Below are 23,927 nucleotides of genomic sequence, written 5' to 3'. Positions count from 1 at the left end.
ATGCGGCGTAACGCCTTATCCGGCCTACTTTCGACGCAACACGGTAGGCCGGATTAGCGCAGCGCCATCCGGCAGCAGAAATTAACGACGATTGCCGAAAATACGCAGCAGCATCAGGAACAGGTTGATAAAGTCCAGATACAGCGTTAACGCCCCAAGGATCGCGTATTTACGCAGGTTGGAACTGTCGCGCAAATCGATTTGCTCGCCGATGTTTTTCAGCTTCTGCGTGTCATAGGCGGTCAGGCCGACAAACACAATCACCCCAATGTAGGTCACCGCCCACATCAGCGCTTCGCTCTTCAGCCAGAAGTTAACCAGCGAGGCCAGCACGATGCCGATCAACGCCATAAACAGCATGTTGCCAAAACCACTGAGATCGCGCTTGGTGGTGTACCCGTACAGGCTCATGATACCGAACATCCCGCCAGTGACCACAAACGTGCTGGCGATAGACGAGTAGGTATAGACGATAAAGATGCTCGACAGCGTCAGCCCGGTTAATGCCGAATAGAGCATAAACAGCGTGGTGGCCATACCGGCGCTGAGCCTTTGCACCATGCCGGAAAGGACAAACACCAGCGCCAGTTGGGCGATGATCAGCCCAAAGAAGGTGATTTTGCTGGAAAAGACAAACGTCATCACCGCCGGCGTGTTCGCCGCATACCAGGCAATAAACGCCGTCAGTAACAACCCGCAGGTCATCCAGCCGTAGACTTGCGCCATATAGGTTTGCAGACCGGAACGGGCCTGCACAATAGAATCGGTTCGTGGGAATCGGTCCATGACAATCTCCTGAATTAGTATGTACCTAAACCAATTGTACTCTACCAGCGTTTTGCTGCTTGCTTATCGCTGTCGCGGGCATCAACCCAACGGTCGCCTTCCGGCGTGGCCTCGCGTTTCCAGAACGGCGCGCGGGTCTTAAGATAATCCATAATAAACTGTCCGGCGTCAAAGGCACTGCTGCGATGCGCGCTGGTCACGCCAACGAAGACTATCTCATCTCCCGGCCACAGCTCACCAATACGGTGGATAACCGTTACGCGGCCCAGCGGCCAGCGTTCACGCGCCTCATCGACGATTTCCGCCAGCGCTTTTTCGGTCATGCCCGGGTAATGTTCCAGCGTCAATGCCTGCACGCTGTCCCCGAGATTGTGATTACGCACTTTACCGGTAAACGTGACCACCGCGCCGTCTTCATCGCGCTCTGCCAGCCAGGGATATTCTTCCCCCACGCTAAATGGCGCAGGCCCAACAACAATTCGCGTTTCAGCCATCTCAGCCTCCGGTTACCGGTGGGAAGAAGGCCACTTCATCACCTGCGTTGAGGGGATGGTCGAAGCTCACCAGCGTTTGGTTGACGGCCGCCAGCAGCTTGCCATCTTCTAAAGCCAGCGCCCAACGATCGCTTTGCGCAGCCAGATGCTGACGCAAGGCTTCCACCGTGGGAAAATCTGCCGCGACCTCTAACGTATCTGCGTTCACCAGTTCTCGCACCTGGGCAAAGAAAAGCACCTTAATCATCTGCATCCACCTTAAAATCACCCGACTTGCCGCCGCTTTTCGCCAGCAGGCGTACCGGACCAATCACCATATCCTTTTGAACCGCTTTGCACATGTCGTAGATGGTCAGCGCCGCCACCGATGCTGCGGTTAACGCTTCCATTTCGACGCCGGTTTTCCCGGTCAGTCGGCACAGCGATTCAATGCGCACACGGTTGTGTTCCGGCTCGGCGCGCAGATTAACTTCAACCTTGCTGAGCATCAGCGGGTGACATAGCGGGATAAGATCCCAAGTACGCTTGGCGGCCTGGATACCGGCAATACGTGCGGTCGCGAAAACATCGCCTTTATGGTGGCTGCCGTCGATAATCATCGCCAGGGTTTCGCTACGCATAGTGACGAAGGCTTCGGCGCGCGCTTCACGTACGGTTTCGGCTTTGGCGGAAACATCCACCATGTGCGCTTCGCCAGCGGCGTTAATATGAGTCAGTTGCGACATACTTATTTCTTCAAATGGGGGTGGAAGTTACACGGACGCGTACGGGCATCGAGCTGCGGCGCAATGATATTTTCCCAGGCAGTGCGACACGCTTTGGTCGACCCCGGCATGGCAAAAATCAGCGTTTTATTGGCCACACCGGCAATCGCGCGTGATTGCAACGTCGCGGTGCCAATCTCTTCAAAGGAGAGCATGCGGAACACTTCGCCAAACCCTTCGACTTCACGGTCGAACAGCGGCAGCAGCGCTTCTGGTGCCTGGTCGCCTTCGGTCAAACCGGTACCGCCGGTAATCAGCACCACTTGCACATCGTCACTGGCAATCCAGGCGGAAACCTGGGCGCGGATGGCATAGCGGTTCTCTTTAACAATCGCCTTGTCTACAATCTGATGACCCGCCTCCAGCGCACTGTCGCGCAGATAATGGCCGGAGGTATCGTCCTCTTCGCCACGACGGCTGGAAACAGTAAGAATAGCAATGCGTGTCGGGATAAATTCAGCGCTTACCTGACTCATGAAAAACTCCTTTTAGCGATCAGCCGCCAATGTAAGATAAGTTTTGCGTAATACCGGTATTGTTCTGATGCAGGAAGTGGGTCTGCTTTTTCTCCAGCAACGCGCTTGAGATACGTTCTTCCAGCGCAGACTGCTGAGCGTCATCTTCCAGCAAATCACGCAGGCTGACCCCGCCTTCACCGAATAAACACAGATGCAGTTTGCCGACAGAAGAGACGCGCAGACGGTTGCAGGTGGCGCAGAAGTCTTTCTCATACGGCATGATCAGACCGATTTCACCCGCATAATCGGGATGACAGAAAACCTGCGCCGGACCGTCGCTGCGCTGGCGTAGCTGATGGATCCAGCCGCGACGCAGCAGTTCATCGCGCAGTACCTGGCCGGAGATATGGTGTTTACGGAAGAGAGAACTGCCTTCGCCGGTTTCCATCAGCTCAATAAAGCGTAATTGAATCGGACGTGGCTGGATCCAGGCGAGAAAGGTGTCCAGTTGATGGTGGTTTACATCGCGCATCAGCACGGTGTTCACTTTGACTTTCTCAAAACCGGCATCAAAGGCGGCATCAATGCCCGCCATCACCTGTTGAAATTTATCCTGCCCGGTAATGGCATGAAACTGACGGGCGTCAAGGCTGTCGACGCTGACGTTCAGCGCCGTGAGCCCCGCCTCACGCCAGGTGGCGGCATCCCGTGCCAGACGATAACCGTTGGTGGTCACCGCTATCTGGCGGATGGCGTCATTTTCTCGCACGGCGGCGATGATGTCGGTAAAGTCACGACGCAATGACGGCTCGCCCCCGGTCAGACGCACTTTTTCCGTTCCCAGATTGGCGAACGCACGCGTGACGCGGCGAATTTCATCAACGGTCAAAAAACCGTTATTGGTGACCCCACCGGGCTTGTAGCCATCCGGCAGGCAGTAGGTGCAACGAAAGTTACACACATCGGTAATCGACAAACGTAAGTAGTAAAACTTACGTGCGAAAGCATCGGTAAGTTGAGAGCCCATGTACACCTTTCCAAATACGGGAGGCGGAGTCATTTCTTCCTGCGCCCTGGTGACAATCTGATGTAAGCCTTGTCACGGCCAAAGCACCGTATCATTTGACCCAGGTGCAGAGGCTAGAGTGTTTATACTCGTCATACGTCGAGTACATGTTGGTTATGCCGATACTAGCGTGTAAATAACAGTTTTGCCATGTACACTTTCGCTATATAATCCTATACATAGCGACATGATCGTGCAATTTAGCTACAGAATAAGCAAAAATCACAGTTTTGCATTGATATACATCATCTTGCTATCAGGTGGATGTCGTCAAAAAGGGGTATACCCGTCATACTTCACGTTGCATGTGCGTTGGCTGCGCTCGTTCTCCCCAGTCACTTACTTCAGTAAGCTTCTGGGGATTCATTCCCTTGCCGCGTGATTCGCCCTTCGGCCTCACCCCTTCGGGGCCAGCGCAAGCGCTGTTCAAAACGGTTAACCGTTTTGTCCTGCAACTCGAATTATTTAGGGTACAGATCGCCTAAATTTATTTTCACACAACACCACCAGATAATTGCTGAAAACCCGTAATTTACGCTACTGTAACGGCGATCAATTAATATCAGGAATAACTATGCGCACTCGCACGTTGGCGGATCTGGATCGCGTTGTCGCTCTCGGCGGAGGGCATGGATTGGGACGCGTCCTCTCTTCACTTTCTCCTTTAGGTTCACGCCTGACGGGCATTGTCACCACCACCGATAACGGCGGCTCTACCGGTCGAATTCGCCGCTCCGAGGGAGGTATTGCCTGGGGAGATATGCGTAACTGTCTGAACCAGTTAATTACCCAGCCCAGCGTCGCATCCGCGATGTTTGAGTATCGTTTTGGCGGTAATGGCGAACTTTCCGGGCATAACCTCGGAAATCTGATGTTAAAGGCATTAGATCACCTCAGCGTACGTCCTCTGGAAGCGATCAATTTAATTCGCAGCCTGTTGAAAGTTGACGCGCATTTAATTCCGATGTCCGAGCTGCCGGTCGATTTAATGGCTATCGACGATCAGGGACATGAGATTTATGGCGAGGTGAATATCGATCAGCTCACTATCCCACCTCAGGAACTGATGCTGTCGCCAAAGGTGCCGACCACGCGCGAAGCGGTAGAGGCTATCGCTGAAGCCGATTTGATTCTGATTGGGCCGGGCAGTTTTTACACCAGCCTGATGCCTATCCTGCTGCTCGACGAACTGGCGCAGGCCTTACGTCGCACACCGGCTCCGATGGTATACATCGGCAATCTGGGGCGTGAATTAAGCCTCCCTGCCGCCAGTCTGACGCTTAACGATAAGCTGACTATCATCGAACAATATGTCGGGAAAAAAGTGATTGATGCGGTGGTTGTCGGGCCAAAAGTCGATGCTTCAGCCGTGAGTGACCGCATTGTGATTCAGGACGTGCTGGAAGCCAGCGATATTCCGTATCGCCACGACCGTCAGCTGTTGCACGACGCGCTGGAAAAAGCGGTGCAAGCGTTAGGCTAGGTGGAATTGCCTGATGGCGCTACGCTTATCAGGCCTACCGAAGCGTTCTGTTCCGCCATCCGGCACCAAACACTGCCTGATGTGCTGCGCTTATCAGGCCTACCAACGCGCTCTATCCCGTAGGCCGGATAAGGGATTTATCCCGCATCCGGCACCCACTTACGATGCCGCGATAAACAGCTCGCGCAGCTGGTGCAGCTGATCGCGGATTTGAGCAGCTTCTTCAAACTCCAGGTTCTGCGCGTGCTTCATCATCTGCCCTTCCAGTTCATGGATTTTCTGCTGCAGCGCCTTCGGCGTCATATCCAATTCAACCACCTCGGACTTCGCGCCGGAACGCGACTTGCCTCGGCCCTTGGCTTTGGTCTTGGCAATATTTTGCCCCAGCGCCAGAATGTCGACCACCTTCTTGTTCAGCCCCTGCGGCGTAATACCGTGCTCTTCGTTGTACTGATGCTGCTTCTCACGACGCCGTTCGGTTTCGCCGATCGCCTTTGCCATTGAGGCCGTAATTTTATCGCCGTAGAGGATCGCTTTACCGTTGATGTTACGTGCCGCACGCCCGATAGTCTGGATCAGCGATCGCTCAGAACGCAGGAACCCTTCTTTGTCGGCGTCCAGAATCGCCACCAGAGAGACCTCAGGCATGTCCAGACCTTCTCGTAACAGGTTGATACCCACCAGCACGTCAAACTCGCCCAGACGCAGGTCACGAATGATTTCCATACGTTCCACGGTGTCGATGTCCGAGTGCAGATAGCGCACCCGCTCGCCGTGCTCTTCGAGGTATTCCGTGAGGTCTTCCGCCATCCGCTTGGTTAGCGTCGTCACCAGTACACGTTCGTTGATCGCCGCGCGGATACGAATTTCAGACAGCAGGTCATCGACCTGTGTTGCCACCGGGCGCACTTCAATCACTGGATCCAGCAGGCCGGTCGGTCGTACTACCTGATCAACGACGTCATCGCCGGATTTCTCCAGCTCATAGTTGCCCGGCGTGGCGGAAACATAGATGGTTTGCGGGGCCAGCGCCTCAAACTCTTCAAACTTCAACGGGCGGTTATCCAGTGCTGACGGCAGACGAAAACCGTACTCGACCAGCGTCTCTTTTCGCGCCCGGTCGCCGCGATACATACCGCCGATTTGCGGAATAGTCACGTGGGATTCATCGACCACCAGCAGGCCATCGGCTGGCAGATAGTCAAACAGCGTCGGCGGCGGCTCGCCAGGCCCGCGCCCGGAGAGATAGCGGGAATAGTTTTCAATGCCCGAACAGTAGCCCAGTTCGTTCATCATCTCCAGATCGAACTGCGTACGCTGGCTTAAGCGCTGCTCTTCCAGCAACTTGTTGTTCGCCAGCAGGTTTTTACGCCGCTCGGCAAGCTCGACCTTAATGTCTTCCATCGCCTGCACAATGCGTTCGCGTGGCGTAACGTAGTGCGTTTTAGGGTAGACGGTAAAGCGTGGAATGCTGGATTCAACCTGCCCGGTCAGCGGGTCAAACAGTGACAGGCGCTCCACTTCTTCATCAAATAGCTCCACGCGCAGCGCAATGTCGTCAGATTCTGCCGGGAAGATGTCGATCACTTCACCGCGCACGCGGAATGTACCGCGCTGAAATGCCTGATCGTTGCGGGTATATTGCAGCTCCGCCAGCCGCCGCAAAATGGCGCGTTGATCGATGATCATCCCGACAGTCAGGTGCAGCATCATTTTCAAATACAGGTCCGGGTCGCCCAGACCATAGATCGCGGAAACCGAGGCCACCACAATGACATCCCGACGCTCCAGCAGCGCCTTGGTTGCCGACAGTCGCATCTGCTCGATGTGTTCGTTAACCGACGCATCTTTCTCGATGAACGTATCAGAGCTCGGTACGTACGCTTCCGGCTGGTAATAGTCGTAGTAGGAGACAAAATACTCTACCGCGTTATCCGGGAAGAACTCTTTCATCTCGCCATACAGCTGGGCCGCCAGCGTCTTGTTGGGTGCCAACACCATGGTCGGGCGCTGGAGGTCCGCAATGACGTTGGCGATGGTGAACGTTTTCCCCGAACCCGTTACGCCCAGCAGCGTCTGATGCGCCAGACCATCCTCCAGCCCTTCTTCCAGGCGACGAATCGCCTCAGGCTGATCGCCAGAGGGTTTAAAAGCGGAATTCAGTTTGAACGGTTTACTCATGAGCAGCTACCTGAAGCAATGGGCGGGCAGGTGTCTAATTTTACTCGCAGCAGTAGATTTTGCCAGTAAAATATACTGGATGGAAAAACAGTAACACACCACAATATTTCTGTTACGCCCCCTTAACCCCCATCACGGCGGGCTAAAATTTCACCGCAGGCAAGATAAAACACCAGCAAAAATGTGTTATCCCCAGACCTATGACTTTTTTAACATTTGTCAAGCCAGGAGATGAAAGTTTTATGGCAACGGATGACACTTCAGCGACAGCCATTGCTTTTATCTAACAATCTGTATTTGAATAACTATTTTCTCAAGCCGTCTTTCGCAGCAATTTAGTCGCAGGCCGCGTCTTCTCTCGCTTACATAGTGTTTTCTAACTCTAATGCACAAGGTTATCCACAGGAATAGTGGATAACTGTCTCCAGCCCGTGCTGACTGCCGCCTGGCAGAAACGTATTGATGTCCTTTTTTGGTCGAATAAAAAAAAATTATCGCTAAATTTTGATATTTATCAGCTAACGAAGCGGGCTGGAGCAGTCGAGATCCTGCTCGCATTTTCATCATTTTTTTGCCTGCCCAGGGCGTTAACACGGGCAGGCCACAGCAGCCTATCCGCACCAGAATGGCGCCTAAGGCAGCGTGCTCAGATCGATATAGCGTCCGGTCTCTGCCCGCTCCGGCGTCGCTGACAGCCACGGGATCTCGCCCAGCAGCGGTGCCGCAAGTGTGCGCCTCAGCGTCGCCATGTATTCAGCGTGACGCTTCCCTGGCGGGGTTACGTCATTGGCAACCCAGCCGACCAGCGTCAGCCCGGCCTGGCGTATCGCCTGCGCGGTCAGGAGGGCATGATTGATACAGCCGAGCTTCACGCCCACCACCAGAATCACCGGCAATTGTTCCGTTTGCACCCAGTCGGCAAAGCTCAGCGTCGGCGAAAGCGGGGTCAACCATCCCCCGGCCCCTTCGACCAGCACCCAGTCGGCCTGTTTCTCCAGGGCGCGTAAACCGGCAGACATCACCGGGGCCTGAATCGGTCGCCCTTCATCGGCGCTGATAATATGCGGTGACGTGGGTTCGGCGAAGGTATACGGATTGATGGCCGCATAGTCCACTGCCAACGAACTGTTCCGCTGCAACGCCAGGGCATCGCTGTTACGCAGGCCGTCTGCCGTCATTTCACTGCCCGAGGCGACCGGCTTGTAGCCCACGGTCCGGTAGCCCAACTGTCCTGCCGCCTGTAACAATGCACAGCTGGCGATGGTTTTACCAACCTCGGTGTCCGTCCCGGTGACAAAATACGTTTTAGTCACGTTGAATCACTCCCAAAAAAAGATGGTACGTCAGCGGGTATTTCCCCTGTTTCTGGGGCCAGGCTAACTGTAACTGTTGCAGCTGTGAGCGGGTCAGCACGCGCTGTTCGCGACCTTCATGCAAATGCGTCGCGCCAATGCCTTTGAGCGAACGCATGGCGCTCAGCGCATCGTCAAACCACAGCGTGACGGCCTGCATCTGATACTCAACCTCCCAGCCGTGCAGCGCGTTTTCCAGCTGTTCGACGGGTAAAAAACGGTTGGCGTGCGCCCGGTTATCCACCGCCTGCCACGCCTGACGCAGTTCCGGCATCGAGCCATGCGCCAGGGTGCTGAAGGCCACCGTCCCGCCGGGGCGCACGACGCGGTAGAGTTCGCCTAATGCGTGGCGTAAATCGCCGCACCATTGCACGGCCAGATTGCTCCAGGCCAGGTCAAACGTCGCGGTATCCTGCGGAATGGCCTCAATATCGGCCAGCAGATAATGGTGCGCCGCATCGTGCCGCTGGGCTTGCGCCAGCATAGGCGCAGACAAATCCAGGGCGCTGACCTCGCTCCCCTGCTCTCGCCAGTAGCGACTCATGCGACCTGGCCCGCAGCCGGCATCCAGCACGCGGGCATACTGCCGCCCCGCCAGCCGCGCCAGTAACGCATCGGCGCTTTGACGCTGTAATTCAGCGTGTTGTTCGTAGTGGGAGGCAGCGCGTCCGAACGCGGCGGCAATGGCCTGCTTATCAACCTGCGTCATGCAGCACCTCCAGCAAGCGGTCGATATCCTGAGCTTCATGCGCCTGAGTCAGCGTCAGTCGCAGTCTGGCAGTACCAGCCGGCACGGTAGGTGGCCGGATTGCCGTCACCCAGCAACCCCGATCGCGTAACGTCTGCGCCAGCTGCAACGCTTTTTGGTTATCGCCGACGATCAGTGGCTGAATGGCGCTGTCTGACTGTGCCAGCAGCAAATCAGGGTTCGTCATACCGGCACGAAAACGCTGGATAAGCATCGCCAGCTTTTCCCGGCGCTCGTCGCCTTCGCGACTGCGGATCACCGCCAGCGCGGCGCGCAACGCCTGAGCCTGTGCCGGGGGCATACTGGTGCTGTAAATCAGATGGCGAGCAAACTGCAGCAGATAATCGGCCACGCTGTCAGAGCAGAGAATGGCCGCCCCGCTGACGCCAAAGCCTTTGCCGAAGGTCACCACCAGCAGCTCGGGCTTGACCTGCTGCTGCCAGCACGAGCCGCGTCCTTCCTCACCGGTGACGCCAATACCGTGGGCATCATCCACCAGCAGCCACGCCTCATGGCGCTGCGCCTCGGCGTGGATTTGCGCCAGCGGCGCGCTGTCGCCGTCCATGCTGAATACACCTTCGGTGACCACCAGCTGTTGCCCCGGACAGGGAGCCGCCAGCAGACGAGCTAAATGCTGAGTGTCGTTATGGGTAAAGCGGCGCAGCATGGCCGGGCTCAGACTGGCGGCCTCCAGCAGCGAAGCGTGGCTGAGTCGGTCTGCAACAATGCGATCCTGTTTACCCATCAGCGCGGCAATCACCGCCTGATTGGCGGCAAACCCGGAGGTAAACAGCAGCGCGCGTGAATAGCCCAGCCATTGTGCCAGTTCGTCTTCCAGCGCCTGATGCGCTATGGAATAACCGCTGACATGCCCTGAGCCGCCGCTGCCGACGCCAAATCGGTCGGCCCCTTGCTGCCACGCACAGACGATCTGCGGATGGTGGCTTAGCCCAAGGTAATCGTTACTGGAAAAATTCAGATATTGACGACCATCTGCCTGCAACCAACGCCCGGCGCCCTGCGTCACCGCATGACGACGGCGCAGAGCATCGGCAGAACGACGCGCCGCCAGCGCATCGTCAATTTTTTGCTGCCAGGTCATACAGTTGCCGCGTTGTAGTAATCGTCAGTGTCTGGAGTGCGCAGGGCCTGTTCCAGACGCTGTTGCTGTTCGTTATCGCCCGCCAGCACCGCCGTTTGCTGGGGATTCAGGCCCAGCTTGCGGAACAGCAGAAGGTCTTTATCTTCGTTCGGGTTCGGCGTGGTCAGCAGTTTACAGCCGTAGAAAATCGAGTTAGCCCCGGCCATAAAGCACATGGCCTGGGTCTGTTCGTTCATTTGTTCGCGTCCTGCAGACAGACGGACATACGAGGTCGGCATCATGATGCGCGCCACGGCGATGGTGCGGATAAAATCAAACGCATCCACATCGTCATTATCCGCCAGCGGCGTGCCCTTCACCTTCACCAGCATATTGATGGGGACGCTTTCCGGCGGAGTGGGCAGGTTTGCCAGCTGCAGCAGCAACCCGGCGCGGTCAGTGACCGTTTCACCTAAGCCGACAATGCCGCCAGAGCAGACTTTAATTCCGGCTTCACGCACTTTATCCAGCGTATCCAGGCGTTCCTGATATGAACGGGTAGTGATGATATTGCCGTAAAACTCCGGCGAGGTGTCGAGGTTGTGGTTGTAGTAGTCGAGACCCGCGCTAGCCAGACGCTGCGCCTGCGTTTCGTCCAGCGTACCCAGCGTCATACAGGCTTCCAGCCCCAGTTCTTTCACACCCTGCACCATTTGTTCCAGGTAAGGCATATCGCGCTCGTGTGGATTCTTCCACGCCGCGCCCATGCAGAAACGCGTTGAACCGGCTTGTTTGGCCTTACGCGCAGAGTCCAGTACCTGCTCAACTTCCATTAAACGCTCGGTTTCCAGACCGGTTTTATAGCGAGAACTTTGTGGGCAATATTTGCAGTCTTCCGGACAAGCGCCGGTTTTTATCGACAACAACGTACTGACCTGTACCTGCTGCGGGTCAAAGTGCTGACGGTGGATCTGTTGCGCTTCAAACAGCAGATCCAGCAGTGGTTTTTCAAATAATTCGGTAACTTGCGACATTGTCCAGCGAGAAGAATGAGCCATATTGGTGTTCGTTTCATTTTGAGTTTCGTGTAGACTCGTAAACCTAAATCTTTTTAATTTGGTTTACAAGTCGATTATGACAACGGACGATCTTGCCTTTGACCAACGCCATATCTGGCACCCTTACACCTCGATGACCTCCCCACTGCCGGTGTATCCGGTAGCGCGCGCTGAAGGTTGTGAACTGATTTTAGCCAGCGGCGAGAAACTGATTGACGGGATGTCGTCCTGGTGGGCGGCGATCCACGGTTACAATCACCCGCAGCTGAACGCCGCGATGAAAACGCAAATCGACGCCATGTCACACGTGATGTTTGGCGGCATTACCCATGCCCCGGCCATTGCACTGTGCCGCCAGCTGGTTGCCATGACGCCAGAACCACTGGAATGCGTTTTCCTCGCGGACTCAGGCTCCGTTGCCGTGGAAGTAGCGATGAAAATGGCGCTGCAGTACTGGCAGGCAAAAGGCGAATCTCGCCAGCGTTTCCTGACGTTCCGTAACGGGTATCACGGTGATACCTTCGGGGCGATGTCGGTCTGCGATCCTGACAACTCAATGCACAGTCTGTGGAAAGGGTATCTGCCGGAAAACCTGTTCGCCCCAGCCCCGCAAAGCCGGATGGGCGGCGAGTGGGATGAGCTGGATATGGTGCCCTTTGCCCGTCTGATGGCGGCCCATCGCCACGAGATTGCGGCAGTGATCCTGGAGCCTGTCGTTCAGGGTGCAGGCGGCATGCGCATGTACCATCCCGAGTGGTTAAAGCGCATCCGTAAGATGTGCGATCGCGAAGGTATTCTGCTGATTGCCGACGAAATCGCCACCGGCTTTGGCCGCACCGGTAAGCTATTTGCCTGTGAACACGCCGACATTACACCGGATATTTTATGTCTCGGCAAAGCGTTAACCGGCGGGACAATGACCCTTTCTGCCACCCTGACCACTCGCCAGGTGGCGGAAACCATCAGTAACGGCGAAGCGGGCTGCTTTATGCACGGTCCGACGTTTATGGGCAATCCGCTGGCCTGCGCCGTCGCCTCCGCCAGTTTGTCTCTGCTGGAGTCGGGCGAGTGGCGCTCACAGGTGGCTGCAATCGAAGCGCAACTGCGCCGCGAACTGGCACCGGCGGCGGATTCGGCGTATGTCGCCGACGTGCGCGTTCTCGGTGCCATCGGCGTGATAGAAACCACCCACCCGGTGAAGATGGCGGCGTTGCAGAAGTTCTTTGTCGATCAGGGCGTATGGGTCAGACCGTTTGGCAAGCTTATCTACCTGATGCCACCGTATATTATCCAGCCCGAACAACTGCGTCGTCTGACCCAGGCGGTGAACGACGCCGTGCGCAATGCAACATTTTTTAGCGATTAATCAGCGGTAAACTGTGCGTTTTCTGGCTACACTTTTTGGCTAACGAGAGGAGTCGGCATGAAACTTATCAGTAACGATCTGCGCGACGGGGACAAACTCCCGCATCGCCACGTTTTAAACGGCATGGGGTATGACGGGGACAATATTTCCCCGCATCTGGCGTGGGACGATGTGCCCGCCGGGACCAAAAGTTTTGTCGTGACCTGTTACGATCCTGATGCACCAACCGGCTCCGGCTGGTGGCACTGGGTGGTGGTTAACCTGCCCGCGGATACCCGGGTTCTGCCACAAGGGTACGGCTCCGGGTTGGTTGCGTTGCCGGAAGGCGTGCTGCAAACGCGCACGGACTTCGGTAAAGCTGGCTACGGCGGCGCGGCACCGCCAAAAGGGGAAACGCATCGCTATATCTTTACGGTTCACGCGCTGGATGTGGAGCGTCTTGATGTCGATGAGGGCGCCAGCGGCGCGATGGTCGGATTTAACGTCCATTTCCATTCGCTCGCCAGCGCGTCAATTACCGCGATGTTCAGTTAAGCGTAGTGCCGGATGTCGGCTTCGCCTCATCCGGCCTACCAGGCAGACCGTAGGCCTGATAAGACGCATCAGCGTCGCCATCAGGCAATTTGCTACAGAAATTCAGGCAACAATTTCAACAGCGTTCCTTGCGCTAACAGCTCGGTCGCACACTCGATATCCGGAGCGAAAAAACGGTCCTGGGTATAATGTGAAACCTGTTCGCGCAAGGCCTGACGCGACTGTTCCAGCAGCGGGCTTGAGGTCAGTCCTTCACGTAAATCAATCCCCTGACAGGCCGCCAGCCACTCCACGGCTATCACACCGCGCGTATTTGCCGCCATCTCCCACAGTCGGCGACCAGCCGCAGGTGCCATGGAAACATGATCTTCCTGGTTGGCCGACGTGGGCAGGCTGTCTACGCTGTGCGGGTGTGCCAGCGCTTTGTTTTCACTGGCCAGCGCGGCGGCAGTGACCTGCGCAATCATAAAGCCAGAGTTAACCCCACCATTTTTGACCAGGAATGGCGGCAACTGCGACATGTGTTTATCCATCATCAGCGCAATACGCCGCTCTGATAGCGCACCAATTTCCGCGATCGCCAGCGCCAGATTATCCGCCGCCATCGCCACCGGCTCGGCATGGAAGTTACCGCCGGAAATCACATCCCCTTCTTCGGCAAACACCAGCGGGTTGTCCGACACAGCGTTGGCTTCAACTAACAGTACGTCCATCACCTGGCGCATTTGCGTCAGGCACGCGCCCATCACCTGCGGCTGACAGCGCAGGGAATACGGATCCTGCACTTTTTCACAGTTATGATGGGATTGCGACAGCGCACTGGCGTCGGTCAGCACATGACGATACAACATAGCGGCGTCAATCTGCCCACGCTGTCCGCGCGCGGCATGAATGCGAGGGTCAAACGGACGACGTGAGCCCAGCACCGCTTCGGTCGTCAGCGCGCCGCACACCGTCGCGGAAGCAAACAGCTCCTGGGCTTCAATCAACCCACGCAGGGCAAAGGCGGTGGACGTCTGAGTCCCGTTCAGCAGCGCCAGCCCCTCTTTTGCCTCCAGCGTAATCGGCTCCAGTCCGGCTTTTTTCAGTGCCTGCGTCGCCGGGAGCCATTCCCCCTGCCAGCGTGCTTTCCCCTCACCTAACAAAGTCAGCGACATGTGCGCCAGCGGGGCCAGATCGCCCGATGCGCCGACAGAACCTTTCGCTGGGATCAGCGGGTAAACTTCGGCGTTCACCAGCGCAATTAACGCTTCAATCACGCTCAGGCGAATACCGGAGAAACCGCGCGCCAGGCTGTTGATTTTCAGCACCATGATCAGACGCACCATGGCATCATCCAGCGCGTTGCCAACGCCAGCAGCATGTGAAAGCACCAGCGAGCGCTGAAGATTTTGCAGATCTTCCGTGGCGATACGGGTCTGGGCCAGCAGGCCAAATCCCGTATTGATGCCGTAGGCCGTTCGCCCTTCGGCAACAATATTATTCACGCAGGCCACGCTGGCGTTGATGGCATCAACCGCGCTGGGGTCCAGACTCAATTGTACCGGCTGCTGCCAGATCTCCCGTAGCTGCGTAAAACTCAGATGACCTGGTGTTAACGTAAGCTTAGTCATTTCAGTCTTTCCCCTGCGTCCCGGCAATCATCGGTAAATTCAATCCTTGTTCAACGGCACATTCCACCGCGATGTCATACCCGGCGTCTGCGTGACGCATGACGCCCGTAGCCGGATCGTTATGCAGAACCCGGGCAATACGCGCGGCGGCTTCATCGGTGCCGTCACACACAATCACCATCCCCGCATGTTGCGAGAAGCCCATGCCGACCCCGCCGCCGTGGTGCAGCGACACCCAGGTTGCCCCGCTGGCGGTATTGAGCAGCGCGTTAAGCAAAGGCCAGTCGGACACGGCGTCAGAACCGTCGCGCATGGCTTCGGTTTCACGGTTTGGGCTGGCAACAGAGCCAGAGTCCAGATGGTCACGTCCAATGACGATTGGCGCGGAGACTTCACCGCTGCGCACCATTTCGTTAAACGCCAGCCCCAGTTTTTGCCGCCACTCCAGACCCACCCAGCAGATACGGGCTGGCAAGCCCTGGAAGTTAATCCGCTCACGTGCCATATCCAGCCAGTGGTGCAGGTGTTTATCGTCGGCAACAATTTCTTTTACTTTGGCATCGGTCTTATAAATATCCTGCGGATCGCCGGAAAGCGCCACCCAGCGGAAGGGACCAATGCCGCGACAGAACAGTGGACGAATATAGGCGGGTACAAAGCCAGGGAAATCAAAGGCATTTTCCACGCCCATCTCTTTGGCCATCTGGCGAATGTTATTACCGTAATCAAACGTCGGCACACCCATTTTGCTAAAGTCCAGCATCGCCTGTACGTGTATGGCCATGGAACGTTTCGCCGCCTGCACCGTACCCTGCGGATCGGATACCGCTTTTGCCTGGTACTCTTCCCAGCTCCAGCCGGATGGCAGATAACCGTGTAGCGGGTCATGAGCGCTGGTCTGATCGGTGACCATATCCGGACGCACACCACGCTTCACCAGTTCCGGAACAACGTCGGCCGCGTTAGCGCACAGCGCAATAGAAACGGCTTTACCCTCACGGGTGTATTTGTCGATACGCGCCAGCGCGTCATCCAGCGTTGTGGCCTGCTCATCCACATAGCGGGTACGCAAACGGAAATCGATACGGCTTTGCTGACATTCAATGTTCAGCGAACACGCGCCCGCCAGCGTCGCAGCTAACGGCTGCGCCCCGCCCATTCCGCCAAGACCAGCGGTCAGTACCCAGCGTCCACTCAGGCTACCCTGATAATGTTGACGTCCGGCTTCAACGAAGGTTTCATACGTCCCCTGCACAATGCCCTGACTGCCGATATAAATCCAGCTCCCGGCGGTCATCTGGCCGTACATCGCCAACCCTTTCGCATCCAGTTCGTTGAAGTGTTCCCAGGTCGCCCAGTGCGGGACCAGGTTGGAGTTGGCAATCAGCACGCGTGGCGCATTGTCGTGGGTTTTGAAGACGCCGACTGGTTTACCCGACTGGACCAGCAGCGTTTCATCGGCCTCCAGTTTGGTCAGCGCCTTGACGATGGCGTCATAGCATTCCCAGTCACGCGCGGCGCGACCGATCCCGCCGTACACCACCAGCTCATGGGGATTTTCCGCCACATCAGGATCGAGATTGTTCATTAACATGCGCAGCGGCGCTTCGGTCAGCCAGCTTTTGGCCGTTAAGGTGGTGCCACGTGGGGCACGAATATCCTGCTGACGATACTTGCTGTGAGACATGACGGAAACTCCTCGCGAACGTTCGGATAGATAAATAATATATACTTGTCTATACAAGTTGTCGCAAGGGTGGTTTTAACAATTAAGATACATTTTTATTATATTGCGTCAGCAATCACGGTTTTCATATCGGGCTCAGGACATGAAGCGCCCTTGCAGACGATAGCGGGAACCCGGAAAAAGCAAACGAGCATGAGAGACAATGGATGACGCGGACCAGGTCTTGCGACGGATCAGCAGGCAGGGATCGTGTTCTTTAATGTTCAGCAGCGTGCACTCTTCCGCGCTGGCGCGAACCGCTTCGACAATATGCTCGCCTTCGGTCAACGGGGCGATCAGCGACAGATAGGCGTGCGGCGTGGTCTGACTGTAATCCTGTGTCAGGTACTCCGGCACAATCTCCGCATTGACGCAGCGATCTTCAATTTGTACAGGTAGGGAGTTTTCAAAGTGCACCATGATCGAGTGATAAATAAAGGTACCTTCTTTAACGTTCAGCGCCGTGGCCTGCTGCGCGTTCGCGCGTGTGCTTTCCAGCTTCAGCACCTCGCACCGATGCTGATGCTGGCGGGCGATAATTTCATCGGCAATGCTGCGAATTTCAAACAACGCGGACTGACCTTTCGGCTCGGCGACAAACGTACCGACGCCCTGCAAACGCACCAGCAGCCCCTCGTCAGTAAGCTCACGCAGCGCCCGATTAATAGTCATACGGCTAAAACCATACTGCGCGACCAACTCCGCTTCCGACGGGATGCGATCGTGAGGTTGCCAGATACCGCTGGCAATCTTTTCACTGATCTCCTGTTTTACCTTTTCGTAAAAAGGTGCCGGGGCAGAACGGGAGTGGGATGGGAGCATGCGTTAGCCTTCCTTACGCTGAAAAATGAGAGTGGAAAAATGGCGGCGTAACGCTATTCGACACGTCAGTGCCACCAGTGTGCGATTTGCCAGCCAAGACGCGCCGCAACGCGCGCCGCGTTGCCATCATCGTCAAAACGGGGATTAAATTCAACCATGTCTACCGCCTGCAGCTTACCGCAGCGGCACAGGGGCTCAATCAGCCTCAGCAGCGTCGACAACGGCACGCCCAGCGCGGCGGGTGCGGACACAGCGGGCATTTCCCAGACCGGTAGAACGTCGAGGTCGATGGTCAGATAGATGACGTCTACGCTGGAGATAAACTGCGCCATCTGTGCCTGCGCGTTTTGACAGTGCAGATCCTCCACCACTGTAACCCCAAGCCGCTGCGCTTCATCCCACAGCGCCTGGGTGTTAGCCGCCCGGTTAACACCAAAGCAGGCGTAATGAAATTCACGCTGCTGCACGTCGCAAAGCTGCGCCAACTGGCGAAACGGCGTACCGGAGGTGGCCCGATCGGCATGGCGTAAGTCGAGGTGGGCATCGAGATTGACGATGCCCACGGTTAAGCGTGGGAACGCATCCAGCACACCTGCACCGTGGGCAAAGGCGGTTTCGTGCCCGCCCCCCAGCACGAAAGTGCGCATCTCAGCCTGCTGACAACGCTGTACCGCATGGCGTAACGCCTGCTGCGCCCCTTCGAGATCGGGGGCTTGCGCCACAATGTTGCCCAGATCCACCAGCCGGTCATGGCCTTGGTGGCTGGCTAAATTCGCCAGCGCTTTACGCAGTGCATCAGGCGCGCCAGCCGCCCCCGTGCGTCCCTGATTACGCTTTACGCCTTCATCGCAGGCGAATCCCAGCAGCGCTATCTGTTCACGATAGTTTTCCGGGCTAAACGCTGCACTGAGCGTGATAGTCTGAAACAGGCGCAGCGCGTTGGGTGACTCAGCGCGATCATCGCGACCTTGCCAAAGCGCGGGAGATGCGGGATGCCAGTGACTCATGATGGTTGTCCTCGGAATACGCGTTTATACAGCGGGTTGCGGCCAGGTTCATACAGTATCTCAACCGGAAGGTGGGCGTCCCACACCACAAAGTCCGCCACGAACCCGGCCTTCAATTGCCCATGGGTCGCCTGACGACCAAGGGCTTGCGCCGCATGACGCGTGACGCCCGCCCACGCTTCTTCCGGCGTTAAGCCAAACTGCACGCAGGCCATGTTCATCGCCCAGTGCAAACTGATAAACGGACTGGTACCAGGGTTGAAATCCGTCGCCACCGCCATTGGCACGTTATATTGACGTAGCCACTCCACCGGCGGGCGCTGTTTCTCTTTAAGAAAATAAAAGGCACCGGGTAGCAGGACCCCTACAGTGCCGCTGTGGCTCATCGCCGCCACGCCCACTTCATCAAGATATTCAATATGATCGGCCGATAATCCGTGATAGCGACTTACCAACTGCGCGCCACCGAGCAACGACAGCTGTTCAACGTGGCCCTTAACCGGAATGCCCAACGCCTGAGCGGCCTGAAATACCCGTTCACTTTGCGCCAGGCTAAACCCAACGCTTTCACAAAACAGGTCGACAGTCTCAAACAGTCCCTGTTCCCACAGCTGCGGCAAAATGGTCTCGCACACCAGCGTAATATAGCCGTCAGGATCGTCACGGTATTCCGCCGGTGTCGCGTGCGCGGCCAGCAGCGTGGGGCTGATTTCAAGGGTATTTTCCGCCGCCAGCGCAGAGACCACGCGCAAAATTTTCTCTTCTGTCACCAAATCCAGACCATAGCCTGATTTCACTTCCAGCAACGTGACGCCTTCTTTTATCAGCCGTTCGATGCGCGCGCGCGCCACAGCAAGGAGCTGATCGTCAGATGCGCGGCGGGTCGCAGACACGGTGGCGTTTATGCCCCCACCCTGGGCGCTGATTTGCTGGTAAGACACACCATTCAGCCGCTGCTCCCACTCGCCTGCACGATTTCCGCCAAAAACCAGATGCGTGTGGCAATCAATCAAACCTGGCGTAACCAGCCGACCCTGCATATCAAAGGTATTGTCATGTGTGCGGTATAACGAGGATTCAGGCACGATGGCGCGAATCTTGCCCTGTCGAATAATCAGCGCGTGACCGTCCACCAGCCCATACGGGGTATTACGTTCAGGATCCATGGTCGCCAGGCGGACGTTACGCCAGATGGCATCATCAGGGAAAAATTGCTGCATTCCACTCACCACTTGTCATAGGTTGTATAGACATTTATTGAGATCCTGCGGATGTTGTCAACCTGAAGGGCGATAATTGTTATTTAATTGTGATATCAGGACGTTCTGCATCCGACATTGCTGCTATAAAAAACAACTTTTTACCTTTTCGCCTTTCCGTTTCGCTCAACTTAGTATAAAAAAGCAGGCTTCAATGGATAAATTTCAAAGCCCGGAGCAACCTGTGAACATTTCATCAGTTTCCCGTCTGGCGCTGGTAATGGCTTTTGGCGTGACGCTGACCGCCTGTAGCGCAACCTCGCCCGATCAAATTCCTTCCGACCAGACCGCGCCAGGCACCTCCTCGCGCCCGATTCTGTCGGCAAATGAAGCCAGCAATTTTGTCGCGGCTCATTATTTTTCTGCACTGACGCCAAACACCGCGCCGTGGTCCCCTTCTGCGATTTCTCTGCCCGCACAGCCTGATTTTGTTGTCGGCCCGGCAGGGACTCAGGGCGTCACCCACACCACCATTCAGGCGGCGGTGGATGCAGCAATCATTAAACGCACCAACAAGCGTCAATATATTGCGATCATGCCGGGTGAATATCAGGGCACGGTTTATATCCCGGCAGCAACGGGCAGCCTGACGCTGTACGGCATGGGCGAAAAACCGCTTGATGTGAAAATTGGCCAGGCAATTGACGGAGAGATGAGCACCGCTGACTGGCGTCGTACGGTCAACCCAGGCGGCAAATATATGCCGGGTAAACCTGCGTGGTATATGTTTGATAATTGCCAGAGCAAGCGCGGTACCAACATTGGCGTACTGTGTTCTGCGGTCGTCTGGTCACAAAACAACGGTCTGCAGTTACAGAACCTGACCATCGAAAACAACCTCGGCGACAGCGTGGATGCAGGTAACCATCCGGCCGTTGCTCTGCGTACCGATGGCGATAAAGTACAGATCAACAACGTCAACATTCTGGGTCGTCAGAACACCTTCTTCGTAACCAACAGCGGTGTACAAAACCGTCTGGAAAACGATCGTCAACCGCGTACGCTGGTGACAAACAGCTACATTGAAGGCGATGTGGATATTGTTTCTGGTCGCGGCGCGGTGGTATTCGAAAACACCGATTTCCGCGTCGTCAATTCTCGCACCCAGCAGGAAGCCTACGTGTTCGCACCTGCTACGCTGTCGAACATTTATTACGGTTTCCTTGCCGTCAACAGCCGCTTTACGGCTGCCGGTGATGGCGTGGCGCAGTTAGGCCGCTCACTGGATGTCGATGCTAATACCAACGGTCAGGTGGTGATCCGCGACAGCGTGATCAACGAAGGCTTTAACATGGCGAAGCCATGGGGTGACAGCGTAATCGGTAAGCATCCGTTTACCGGCAACACCGGTGCGGAAGACGACAAAGGTGAAATCCAGCGTAACCTGAACGACACCAACTTTAACCGCATGTGGGAATACAACAACCGCGGTGTGGGTAGCAAAGTGGTTGCCGAGCCGAAGCAGTAAACGTCATTCTTTTATGTAGGCCCGGTATGCGCATGCGCCACCGGGCAATGTGCCGGATGGCGACGAAAACCGCCATCCGGTCTACAGTAAGCCTTACATCAAACGCGTTTTATTCGCGTTAATCAAACTTCCTGCCTTGATGATTTCACGCTCTTCCGCCGTCAGACTTTCCATATACAGGCTAATTTCACTGACCGACCCATTCTCATACAGTACGTATGCGGTAATCTCGCGACTGCATGCGTCCAGCGCGCGACGAATACCGGGAATGTAAATATAATCACCCACCTCGAAAGACGGCTTCCCGGTCATCTGCAGCGGCAGCATCCCCCAGTTGATGACGTTGGAACGGTAACGCTTGGTGGCATATTCCTCGGTGATATTCGCCAGCCCACCAATCACGCGCTGGCAGCTTGCCGCCTGCTCACGCGCGGAACCATCTCCCGGTTTGACGGCATAAATCATGCTGCCAATCCCCGTTTCCAGTGGCACAACATCTTCCTGACCGGCAATCTGACGAATACGGTCGAAGATGGGTGACAATGCGCTGTTCACACCACCAGCCCGTCGCTGTTTTTCCAGCTCAGCAGTAGCTTTACTCCTCCCCACATAACCGGGATCCCGCCGTGAAAGCGTAAATTCCGCCAACCCTAAAGGATTTGAGCGATAGGACGACGTCTCCCCGGATGGGATCAGCTCGTCGGTCGTCGTCACTTCATCAAGAATTTTCGAGGCGACCTTCAACAAAATATTGTCAGTCAGTGCGCCAAGCTCCGGCCAGTCTTTAATATTGGGACCATAGATTAACGCCTGCTGCGTGGCACCTTTCACAAAGCCCTGATACACACGACTTTTATAAGGCGCAGGGTCAAATGCATAGGTCGGAATTTCGTCCCAACAGTCCAGGTCGGTTGCCGGGGTCAGGAATCCGCCGTTTACCGCCGTTGCGGCTATGGAACGCGCGTCCATCAGCGCCACGGCTGACATTTGCCCGTTGCCCGGCTTCGAGCCTTCGCGGTTAGGGAAATTACGTGTGGTATGGCGAATGCTCAGCCCGTTATTGACTGGTGTGTCACCCGCGCCGAAGCAAGGGCCACAGAACGCAGTTCGGATAATGGCGCCCGCGCCCATCAAATCCGCCACCACGCCTTTCTTCGCTAAGTCCATAAACACCGGCTGTGATGAGGGGTAGACCGCCAGCGAGAAGGTGTCGCTACCGCAGGATTGACCGCGTAGCGCACTGGCTGCGGCAATCACGTTTTCGTAGTTGCCGCCCGAGCACCCGGCAATGATCCCCTGCTGTACTTTTAAACGCCCATTCTCAACTTTGTCGAGCAGTGAGAGGCTGGCTTTCCCTTGCGCGATACGCGCAGATTCAATTTCGATCCCGCGAAGAATATCGGTGAGATTCTCATTGAGGGTGTCAATTTCATAGACGTTGCTGGGGTGGAAAGGCAGCGCGATCATTGGCTTGATGGCGCTCAGATCAACATAAATACAGCCATCGTAATACGCCATCGGCTGCGGGTTCAGCAGGCGATAGTCTTGCTCACGGCCATGTAGCGCCAGCCAACTGCGGGTTTCGTCATCCGTTTGCCAGACGGAGCTCAGACAGGTGGTTTCTGTCGTCATCACATCAACGCTGTTGCGAAAATCTGTGGAGAGAGACTTAATACCCGGACCGACAAACTCCATCACTTTATTTTTGACATAGCCGTTTTTAAACACCGCGCCGATAATAGCTAGCGCGACATCCTGCGGCCCCACGCCAGGTGCCGGTTTTCCGGTCAGATAGACCGCAACAACGTCAGGATAATCAACATCCCAGGTATCGTTTAACAGTTGCTTGACCAGCTCGCCGCCACCTTCACCGACTGCCATTGTGCCCAGTGCGCCATAGCGCGTATGGCTGTCTGAGCCGAGGATCATTTTTCCGCCGCCGGCCATCATCTCACGCATATATTGATGGATCACCGCAATATGTGGAGGCACAAAAATGCCCCCATAGCGTTGCGCCGCGGACAGCCCGAACAGATGATCGTCACCGTTAATGGTCCCGCCTACCGCACATAATGCGTTATGGCAGTTGGTCAACACGTAAGGCAACGGGAAACGCTCCATACCTGAAGCTTTCGCTGTCTGAATAATGCCGACAAAGGTAATATCGTGTGACGCTAATGAGTCAAACTTAATTTTAAGCTTGTTCATATCTCCCGACGTATTGTGTGCCGACAGAATCGACCAGGCGATAGTCCCTTTTTTCGCGTGATCTTTTTCGATATGCCCGGAACAATGTTCCTCGGTTAACAGTTCATTGTTTTCGGAGAGAAAGACGCCTTTCTCATATAATTTAATCATCACATACTCCATGGTACAACGCCCGCACAAATACCGTGCACAAAGGCATTGTTAATCAATAAATTTAATAGGCTGAAGATTGACGTGTTATTTACAACATATTCCAGTCAATCAACATGCTCCACCACCATACGCCCAGGGTGATATGCACAATAAAAGTTAAGAATGTCAGCATGCCGCCAACCAGCCACCACGATTTAATGTCGTTATAGCCCACACCGAAAATAACCGGACCCGCCGCGCCGCCATAATGGGTTACCATTCCGCCATATGAGTTAGGGAAGGTGCGAATAAGCAGGTCAT

Annotated in this window: 22 protein-coding genes and 1 riboswitch; of the genes, 4 read left to right on the top strand and 18 right to left on the bottom strand. The window is 55.8% G+C overall.

Features of this window, described 5'->3' with window-relative positions; all coding sequences use genetic code 11:
• Positions 1 to 81: 81 nt before the first annotated feature.
• From FDW88_RS07945 to moaA, 6 genes are all read right to left on the bottom strand, one after another.
• Positions 82 to 786: a Bax inhibitor-1/YccA family protein gene (locus FDW88_RS07945; protein ID WP_096757774.1), complete on the bottom strand. Its 705-nt coding sequence runs from the start codon at positions 784 to 786 to the stop codon at positions 82 to 84.
• 41 nt (positions 787 to 827) lie between these two features.
• Positions 828 to 1,280 (bottom strand): molybdopterin synthase catalytic subunit MoaE, encoded by a 453-nt coding sequence (moaE, locus tag FDW88_RS07940; RefSeq protein WP_115259002.1) that lies wholly within the window; start codon positions 1,278 to 1,280, stop codon positions 828 to 830.
• Between the two features lies 1 nt (position 1,281).
• The gene (moaD, locus tag FDW88_RS07935) at positions 1,282 to 1,527 is read right to left on the bottom strand and encodes a molybdopterin synthase sulfur carrier subunit (RefSeq protein ID WP_096757776.1); all 246 of its coding nucleotides are present in this window, start codon (positions 1,525 to 1,527) and stop codon (positions 1,282 to 1,284) included.
• The gene (gene moaC, locus FDW88_RS07930; protein WP_096757777.1) at positions 1,520 to 2,005 is read right to left on the bottom strand and encodes a cyclic pyranopterin monophosphate synthase MoaC; all 486 of its coding nucleotides are present in this window, start codon (positions 2,003 to 2,005) and stop codon (positions 1,520 to 1,522) included. The genes moaD and moaC overlap by 8 nt, the downstream gene beginning before the upstream one ends.
• Before the next feature lie 2 nt (positions 2,006 to 2,007).
• Positions 2,008 to 2,520, bottom strand: coding sequence for a molybdenum cofactor biosynthesis protein B (gene moaB, locus FDW88_RS07925; protein ID WP_096757778.1), 513 nt, complete (start codon positions 2,518 to 2,520; stop codon positions 2,008 to 2,010).
• 19 nt (positions 2,521 to 2,539) lie between these two features.
• Positions 2,540 to 3,529, bottom strand: coding sequence for a GTP 3',8-cyclase MoaA (moaA, locus tag FDW88_RS07920; RefSeq protein WP_096757779.1), 990 nt, complete (start codon positions 3,527 to 3,529; stop codon positions 2,540 to 2,542).
• Positions 3,517 to 3,662, bottom strand: a riboswitch (molybdenum cofactor riboswitch). Its footprint overlaps the gene before it by 13 nt.
• Positions 3,663 to 4,142: 480 nt before the next feature.
• On the opposite strand from moaA, the gene yvcK reads away from it, so the two are divergent.
• Positions 4,143 to 5,051 carry a uridine diphosphate-N-acetylglucosamine-binding protein YvcK gene (gene yvcK, locus FDW88_RS07910; protein ID WP_115259004.1) on the top strand — a complete coding sequence of 303 codons (909 nt, stop codon included), beginning with the start codon at positions 4,143 to 4,145 and terminating at the stop codon, positions 5,049 to 5,051.
• Between the two features lie 159 nt (positions 5,052 to 5,210).
• On the opposite strand, the gene uvrB is transcribed toward yvcK, so the two are convergent.
• From uvrB to bioB, 5 genes are all read right to left on the bottom strand, one after another.
• Positions 5,211 to 7,232 (bottom strand): excinuclease ABC subunit UvrB, encoded by a 2,022-nt coding sequence (uvrB, locus tag FDW88_RS07905; RefSeq protein ID WP_115259005.1) that lies wholly within the window; start codon positions 7,230 to 7,232, stop codon positions 5,211 to 5,213.
• 632 nt (positions 7,233 to 7,864) lie between these two features.
• Complete coding sequence (gene bioD / locus FDW88_RS07895) at positions 7,865 to 8,545, bottom strand: dethiobiotin synthase (RefSeq protein WP_137362335.1); 681 nt, start codon at positions 8,543 to 8,545, stop codon at positions 7,865 to 7,867.
• Complete coding sequence (gene bioC / locus FDW88_RS07890) at positions 8,538 to 9,293, bottom strand: malonyl-ACP O-methyltransferase BioC (RefSeq protein ID WP_137362334.1); 756 nt, start codon at positions 9,291 to 9,293, stop codon at positions 8,538 to 8,540. The genes bioD and bioC overlap by 8 nt, the downstream gene beginning before the upstream one ends.
• Entirely contained in the window at positions 9,280 to 10,434 is a 1,155-nt protein-coding gene (bioF, locus tag FDW88_RS07885; RefSeq protein WP_137362333.1) for an 8-amino-7-oxononanoate synthase, read from the bottom strand. Before bioF ends, bioC begins: the two co-directional genes overlap by 14 nt.
• Positions 10,431 to 11,471, bottom strand: coding sequence for a biotin synthase BioB (gene bioB / locus FDW88_RS07880; protein ID WP_096757785.1), 1,041 nt, complete (start codon positions 11,469 to 11,471; stop codon positions 10,431 to 10,433). Before bioB ends, bioF begins: the two co-directional genes overlap by 4 nt.
• Before the next feature lie 76 nt (positions 11,472 to 11,547).
• Here bioB and bioA point away from each other — a divergent pair, with 76 nt between their 5' ends.
• Both bioA and FDW88_RS07870 read left to right on the top strand, forming a co-directional pair.
• Positions 11,548 to 12,837 carry an adenosylmethionine--8-amino-7-oxononanoate transaminase gene (gene bioA / locus FDW88_RS07875; protein WP_137362332.1) on the top strand — a complete coding sequence of 430 codons (1,290 nt, stop codon included), beginning with the start codon at positions 11,548 to 11,550 and terminating at the stop codon, positions 12,835 to 12,837.
• Between the two features lie 57 nt (positions 12,838 to 12,894).
• The gene (locus FDW88_RS07870; protein WP_115259010.1) at positions 12,895 to 13,371 is read left to right on the top strand and encodes a kinase inhibitor; all 477 of its coding nucleotides are present in this window, start codon (positions 12,895 to 12,897) and stop codon (positions 13,369 to 13,371) included.
• A 92-nt stretch (positions 13,372 to 13,463) separates the two neighbouring features.
• On the opposite strand, the gene hutH is transcribed toward FDW88_RS07870, so the two are convergent.
• The 5 genes from hutH to hutI form a co-directional block, all read right to left on the bottom strand.
• Positions 13,464 to 14,984: a histidine ammonia-lyase gene (gene hutH, locus FDW88_RS07865; protein ID WP_137362331.1), complete on the bottom strand. Its 1,521-nt coding sequence runs from the start codon at positions 14,982 to 14,984 to the stop codon at positions 13,464 to 13,466.
• 1 nt (position 14,985) lies between these two features.
• A complete protein-coding gene (gene hutU / locus FDW88_RS07860) occupies positions 14,986 to 16,671 on the bottom strand; it encodes a urocanate hydratase (protein WP_137362330.1) in 1,686 nt (561 codons plus the stop codon).
• 135 nt (positions 16,672 to 16,806) lie between these two features.
• Positions 16,807 to 17,532, bottom strand: coding sequence for a histidine utilization repressor (locus tag FDW88_RS07855; protein ID WP_137362329.1), 726 nt, complete (start codon positions 17,530 to 17,532; stop codon positions 16,807 to 16,809).
• Between the two features lie 65 nt (positions 17,533 to 17,597).
• The gene (gene hutG / locus FDW88_RS07850) at positions 17,598 to 18,539 is read right to left on the bottom strand and encodes a formimidoylglutamase (protein WP_115259012.1); all 942 of its coding nucleotides are present in this window, start codon (positions 18,537 to 18,539) and stop codon (positions 17,598 to 17,600) included.
• Positions 18,536 to 19,759, bottom strand: coding sequence for an imidazolonepropionase (hutI, locus tag FDW88_RS07845; protein WP_137362328.1), 1,224 nt, complete (start codon positions 19,757 to 19,759; stop codon positions 18,536 to 18,538). Before hutI ends, hutG begins: the two co-directional genes overlap by 4 nt.
• 223 nt (positions 19,760 to 19,982) lie before the next feature.
• Between hutI and FDW88_RS07840 the strand changes: the two genes are divergently transcribed.
• Positions 19,983 to 21,266 (top strand): putative acyl-CoA thioester hydrolase, encoded by a 1,284-nt coding sequence (locus tag FDW88_RS07840; protein ID WP_115259975.1) that lies wholly within the window; start codon positions 19,983 to 19,985, stop codon positions 21,264 to 21,266.
• Positions 21,267 to 21,359: 93 nt separating this feature from the next.
• Here the strand turns inward: FDW88_RS07840 and FDW88_RS07835 are convergent, their stop codons facing one another.
• Together FDW88_RS07835 and FDW88_RS07830 are read right to left on the bottom strand one after the other, a co-directional pair.
• Positions 21,360 to 23,624, bottom strand: coding sequence for a hydratase (locus FDW88_RS07835; protein ID WP_137362327.1), 2,265 nt, complete (start codon positions 23,622 to 23,624; stop codon positions 21,360 to 21,362).
• 91 nt (positions 23,625 to 23,715) lie between these two features.
• Positions 23,716 to 23,927 (bottom strand): anion permease (locus tag FDW88_RS07830; protein ID WP_170974159.1); only part of this gene is annotated, 212 nt, incomplete at its 5' end.

The sequence above is a fragment of the Citrobacter sp. wls829 genome (assembly GCF_005280825.1).
Classification (GTDB): domain Bacteria; phylum Pseudomonadota; class Gammaproteobacteria; order Enterobacterales; family Enterobacteriaceae; genus Citrobacter; species Citrobacter gillenii.
This window is presented reverse-complemented; position numbering and strand designations above follow the sequence as displayed.

Coding starts and splice junctions, on each gene's coding strand:
- FDW88_RS07945 (WP_096757774.1), bottom strand. CDS start 786: ATGGACCGATTCCCACGAACCGATTCTATTGTGCAGGCCCGTTCCGGT.
- moaE (WP_115259002.1), bottom strand. CDS start 1,280: ATGGCTGAAACGCGAATTGTTGTTGGGCCTGCGCCATTTAGCGTGGGG.
- moaD (WP_096757776.1), bottom strand. CDS start 1,527: ATGATTAAGGTGCTTTTCTTTGCCCAGGTGCGAGAACTGGTGAACGCA.
- moaC (WP_096757777.1), bottom strand. CDS start 2,005: ATGTCGCAACTGACTCATATTAACGCCGCTGGCGAAGCGCACATGGTG.
- moaB (WP_096757778.1), bottom strand. CDS start 2,520: ATGAGTCAGGTAAGCGCTGAATTTATCCCGACACGCATTGCTATTCTT.
- moaA (WP_096757779.1), bottom strand. CDS start 3,529: ATGGGCTCTCAACTTACCGATGCTTTCGCACGTAAGTTTTACTACTTA.
- yvcK (WP_115259004.1), top strand. CDS start 4,143: ATGCGCACTCGCACGTTGGCGGATCTGGATCGCGTTGTCGCTCTCGGC.
- uvrB (WP_115259005.1), bottom strand. CDS start 7,232: ATGAGTAAACCGTTCAAACTGAATTCCGCTTTTAAACCCTCTGGCGAT.
- bioC (WP_137362334.1), bottom strand. CDS start 9,293: ATGACGCAGGTTGATAAGCAGGCCATTGCCGCCGCGTTCGGACGCGCT.
- bioF (WP_137362333.1), bottom strand. CDS start 10,434: ATGACCTGGCAGCAAAAAATTGACGATGCGCTGGCGGCGCGTCGTTCT.
- bioB (WP_096757785.1), bottom strand. CDS start 11,471: ATGGCTCATTCTTCTCGCTGGACAATGTCGCAAGTTACCGAATTATTT.
- bioA (WP_137362332.1), top strand. CDS start 11,548: ATGACAACGGACGATCTTGCCTTTGACCAACGCCATATCTGGCACCCT.
- FDW88_RS07870 (WP_115259010.1), top strand. CDS start 12,895: ATGAAACTTATCAGTAACGATCTGCGCGACGGGGACAAACTCCCGCAT.
- hutH (WP_137362331.1), bottom strand. CDS start 14,984: ATGACTAAGCTTACGTTAACACCAGGTCATCTGAGTTTTACGCAGCTA.
- hutU (WP_137362330.1), bottom strand. CDS start 16,671: ATGTCTCACAGCAAGTATCGTCAGCAGGATATTCGTGCCCCACGTGGC.
- FDW88_RS07855 (WP_137362329.1), bottom strand. CDS start 17,532: ATGCTCCCATCCCACTCCCGTTCTGCCCCGGCACCTTTTTACGAAAAG.
- hutG (WP_115259012.1), bottom strand. CDS start 18,539: ATGAGTCACTGGCATCCCGCATCTCCCGCGCTTTGGCAAGGTCGCGAT.
- hutI (WP_137362328.1), bottom strand. CDS start 19,759: ATGCAGCAATTTTTCCCTGATGATGCCATCTGGCGTAACGTCCGCCTG.
- FDW88_RS07835 (WP_137362327.1), bottom strand. CDS start 23,624: ATGATTAAATTATATGAGAAAGGCGTCTTTCTCTCCGAAAACAATGAA.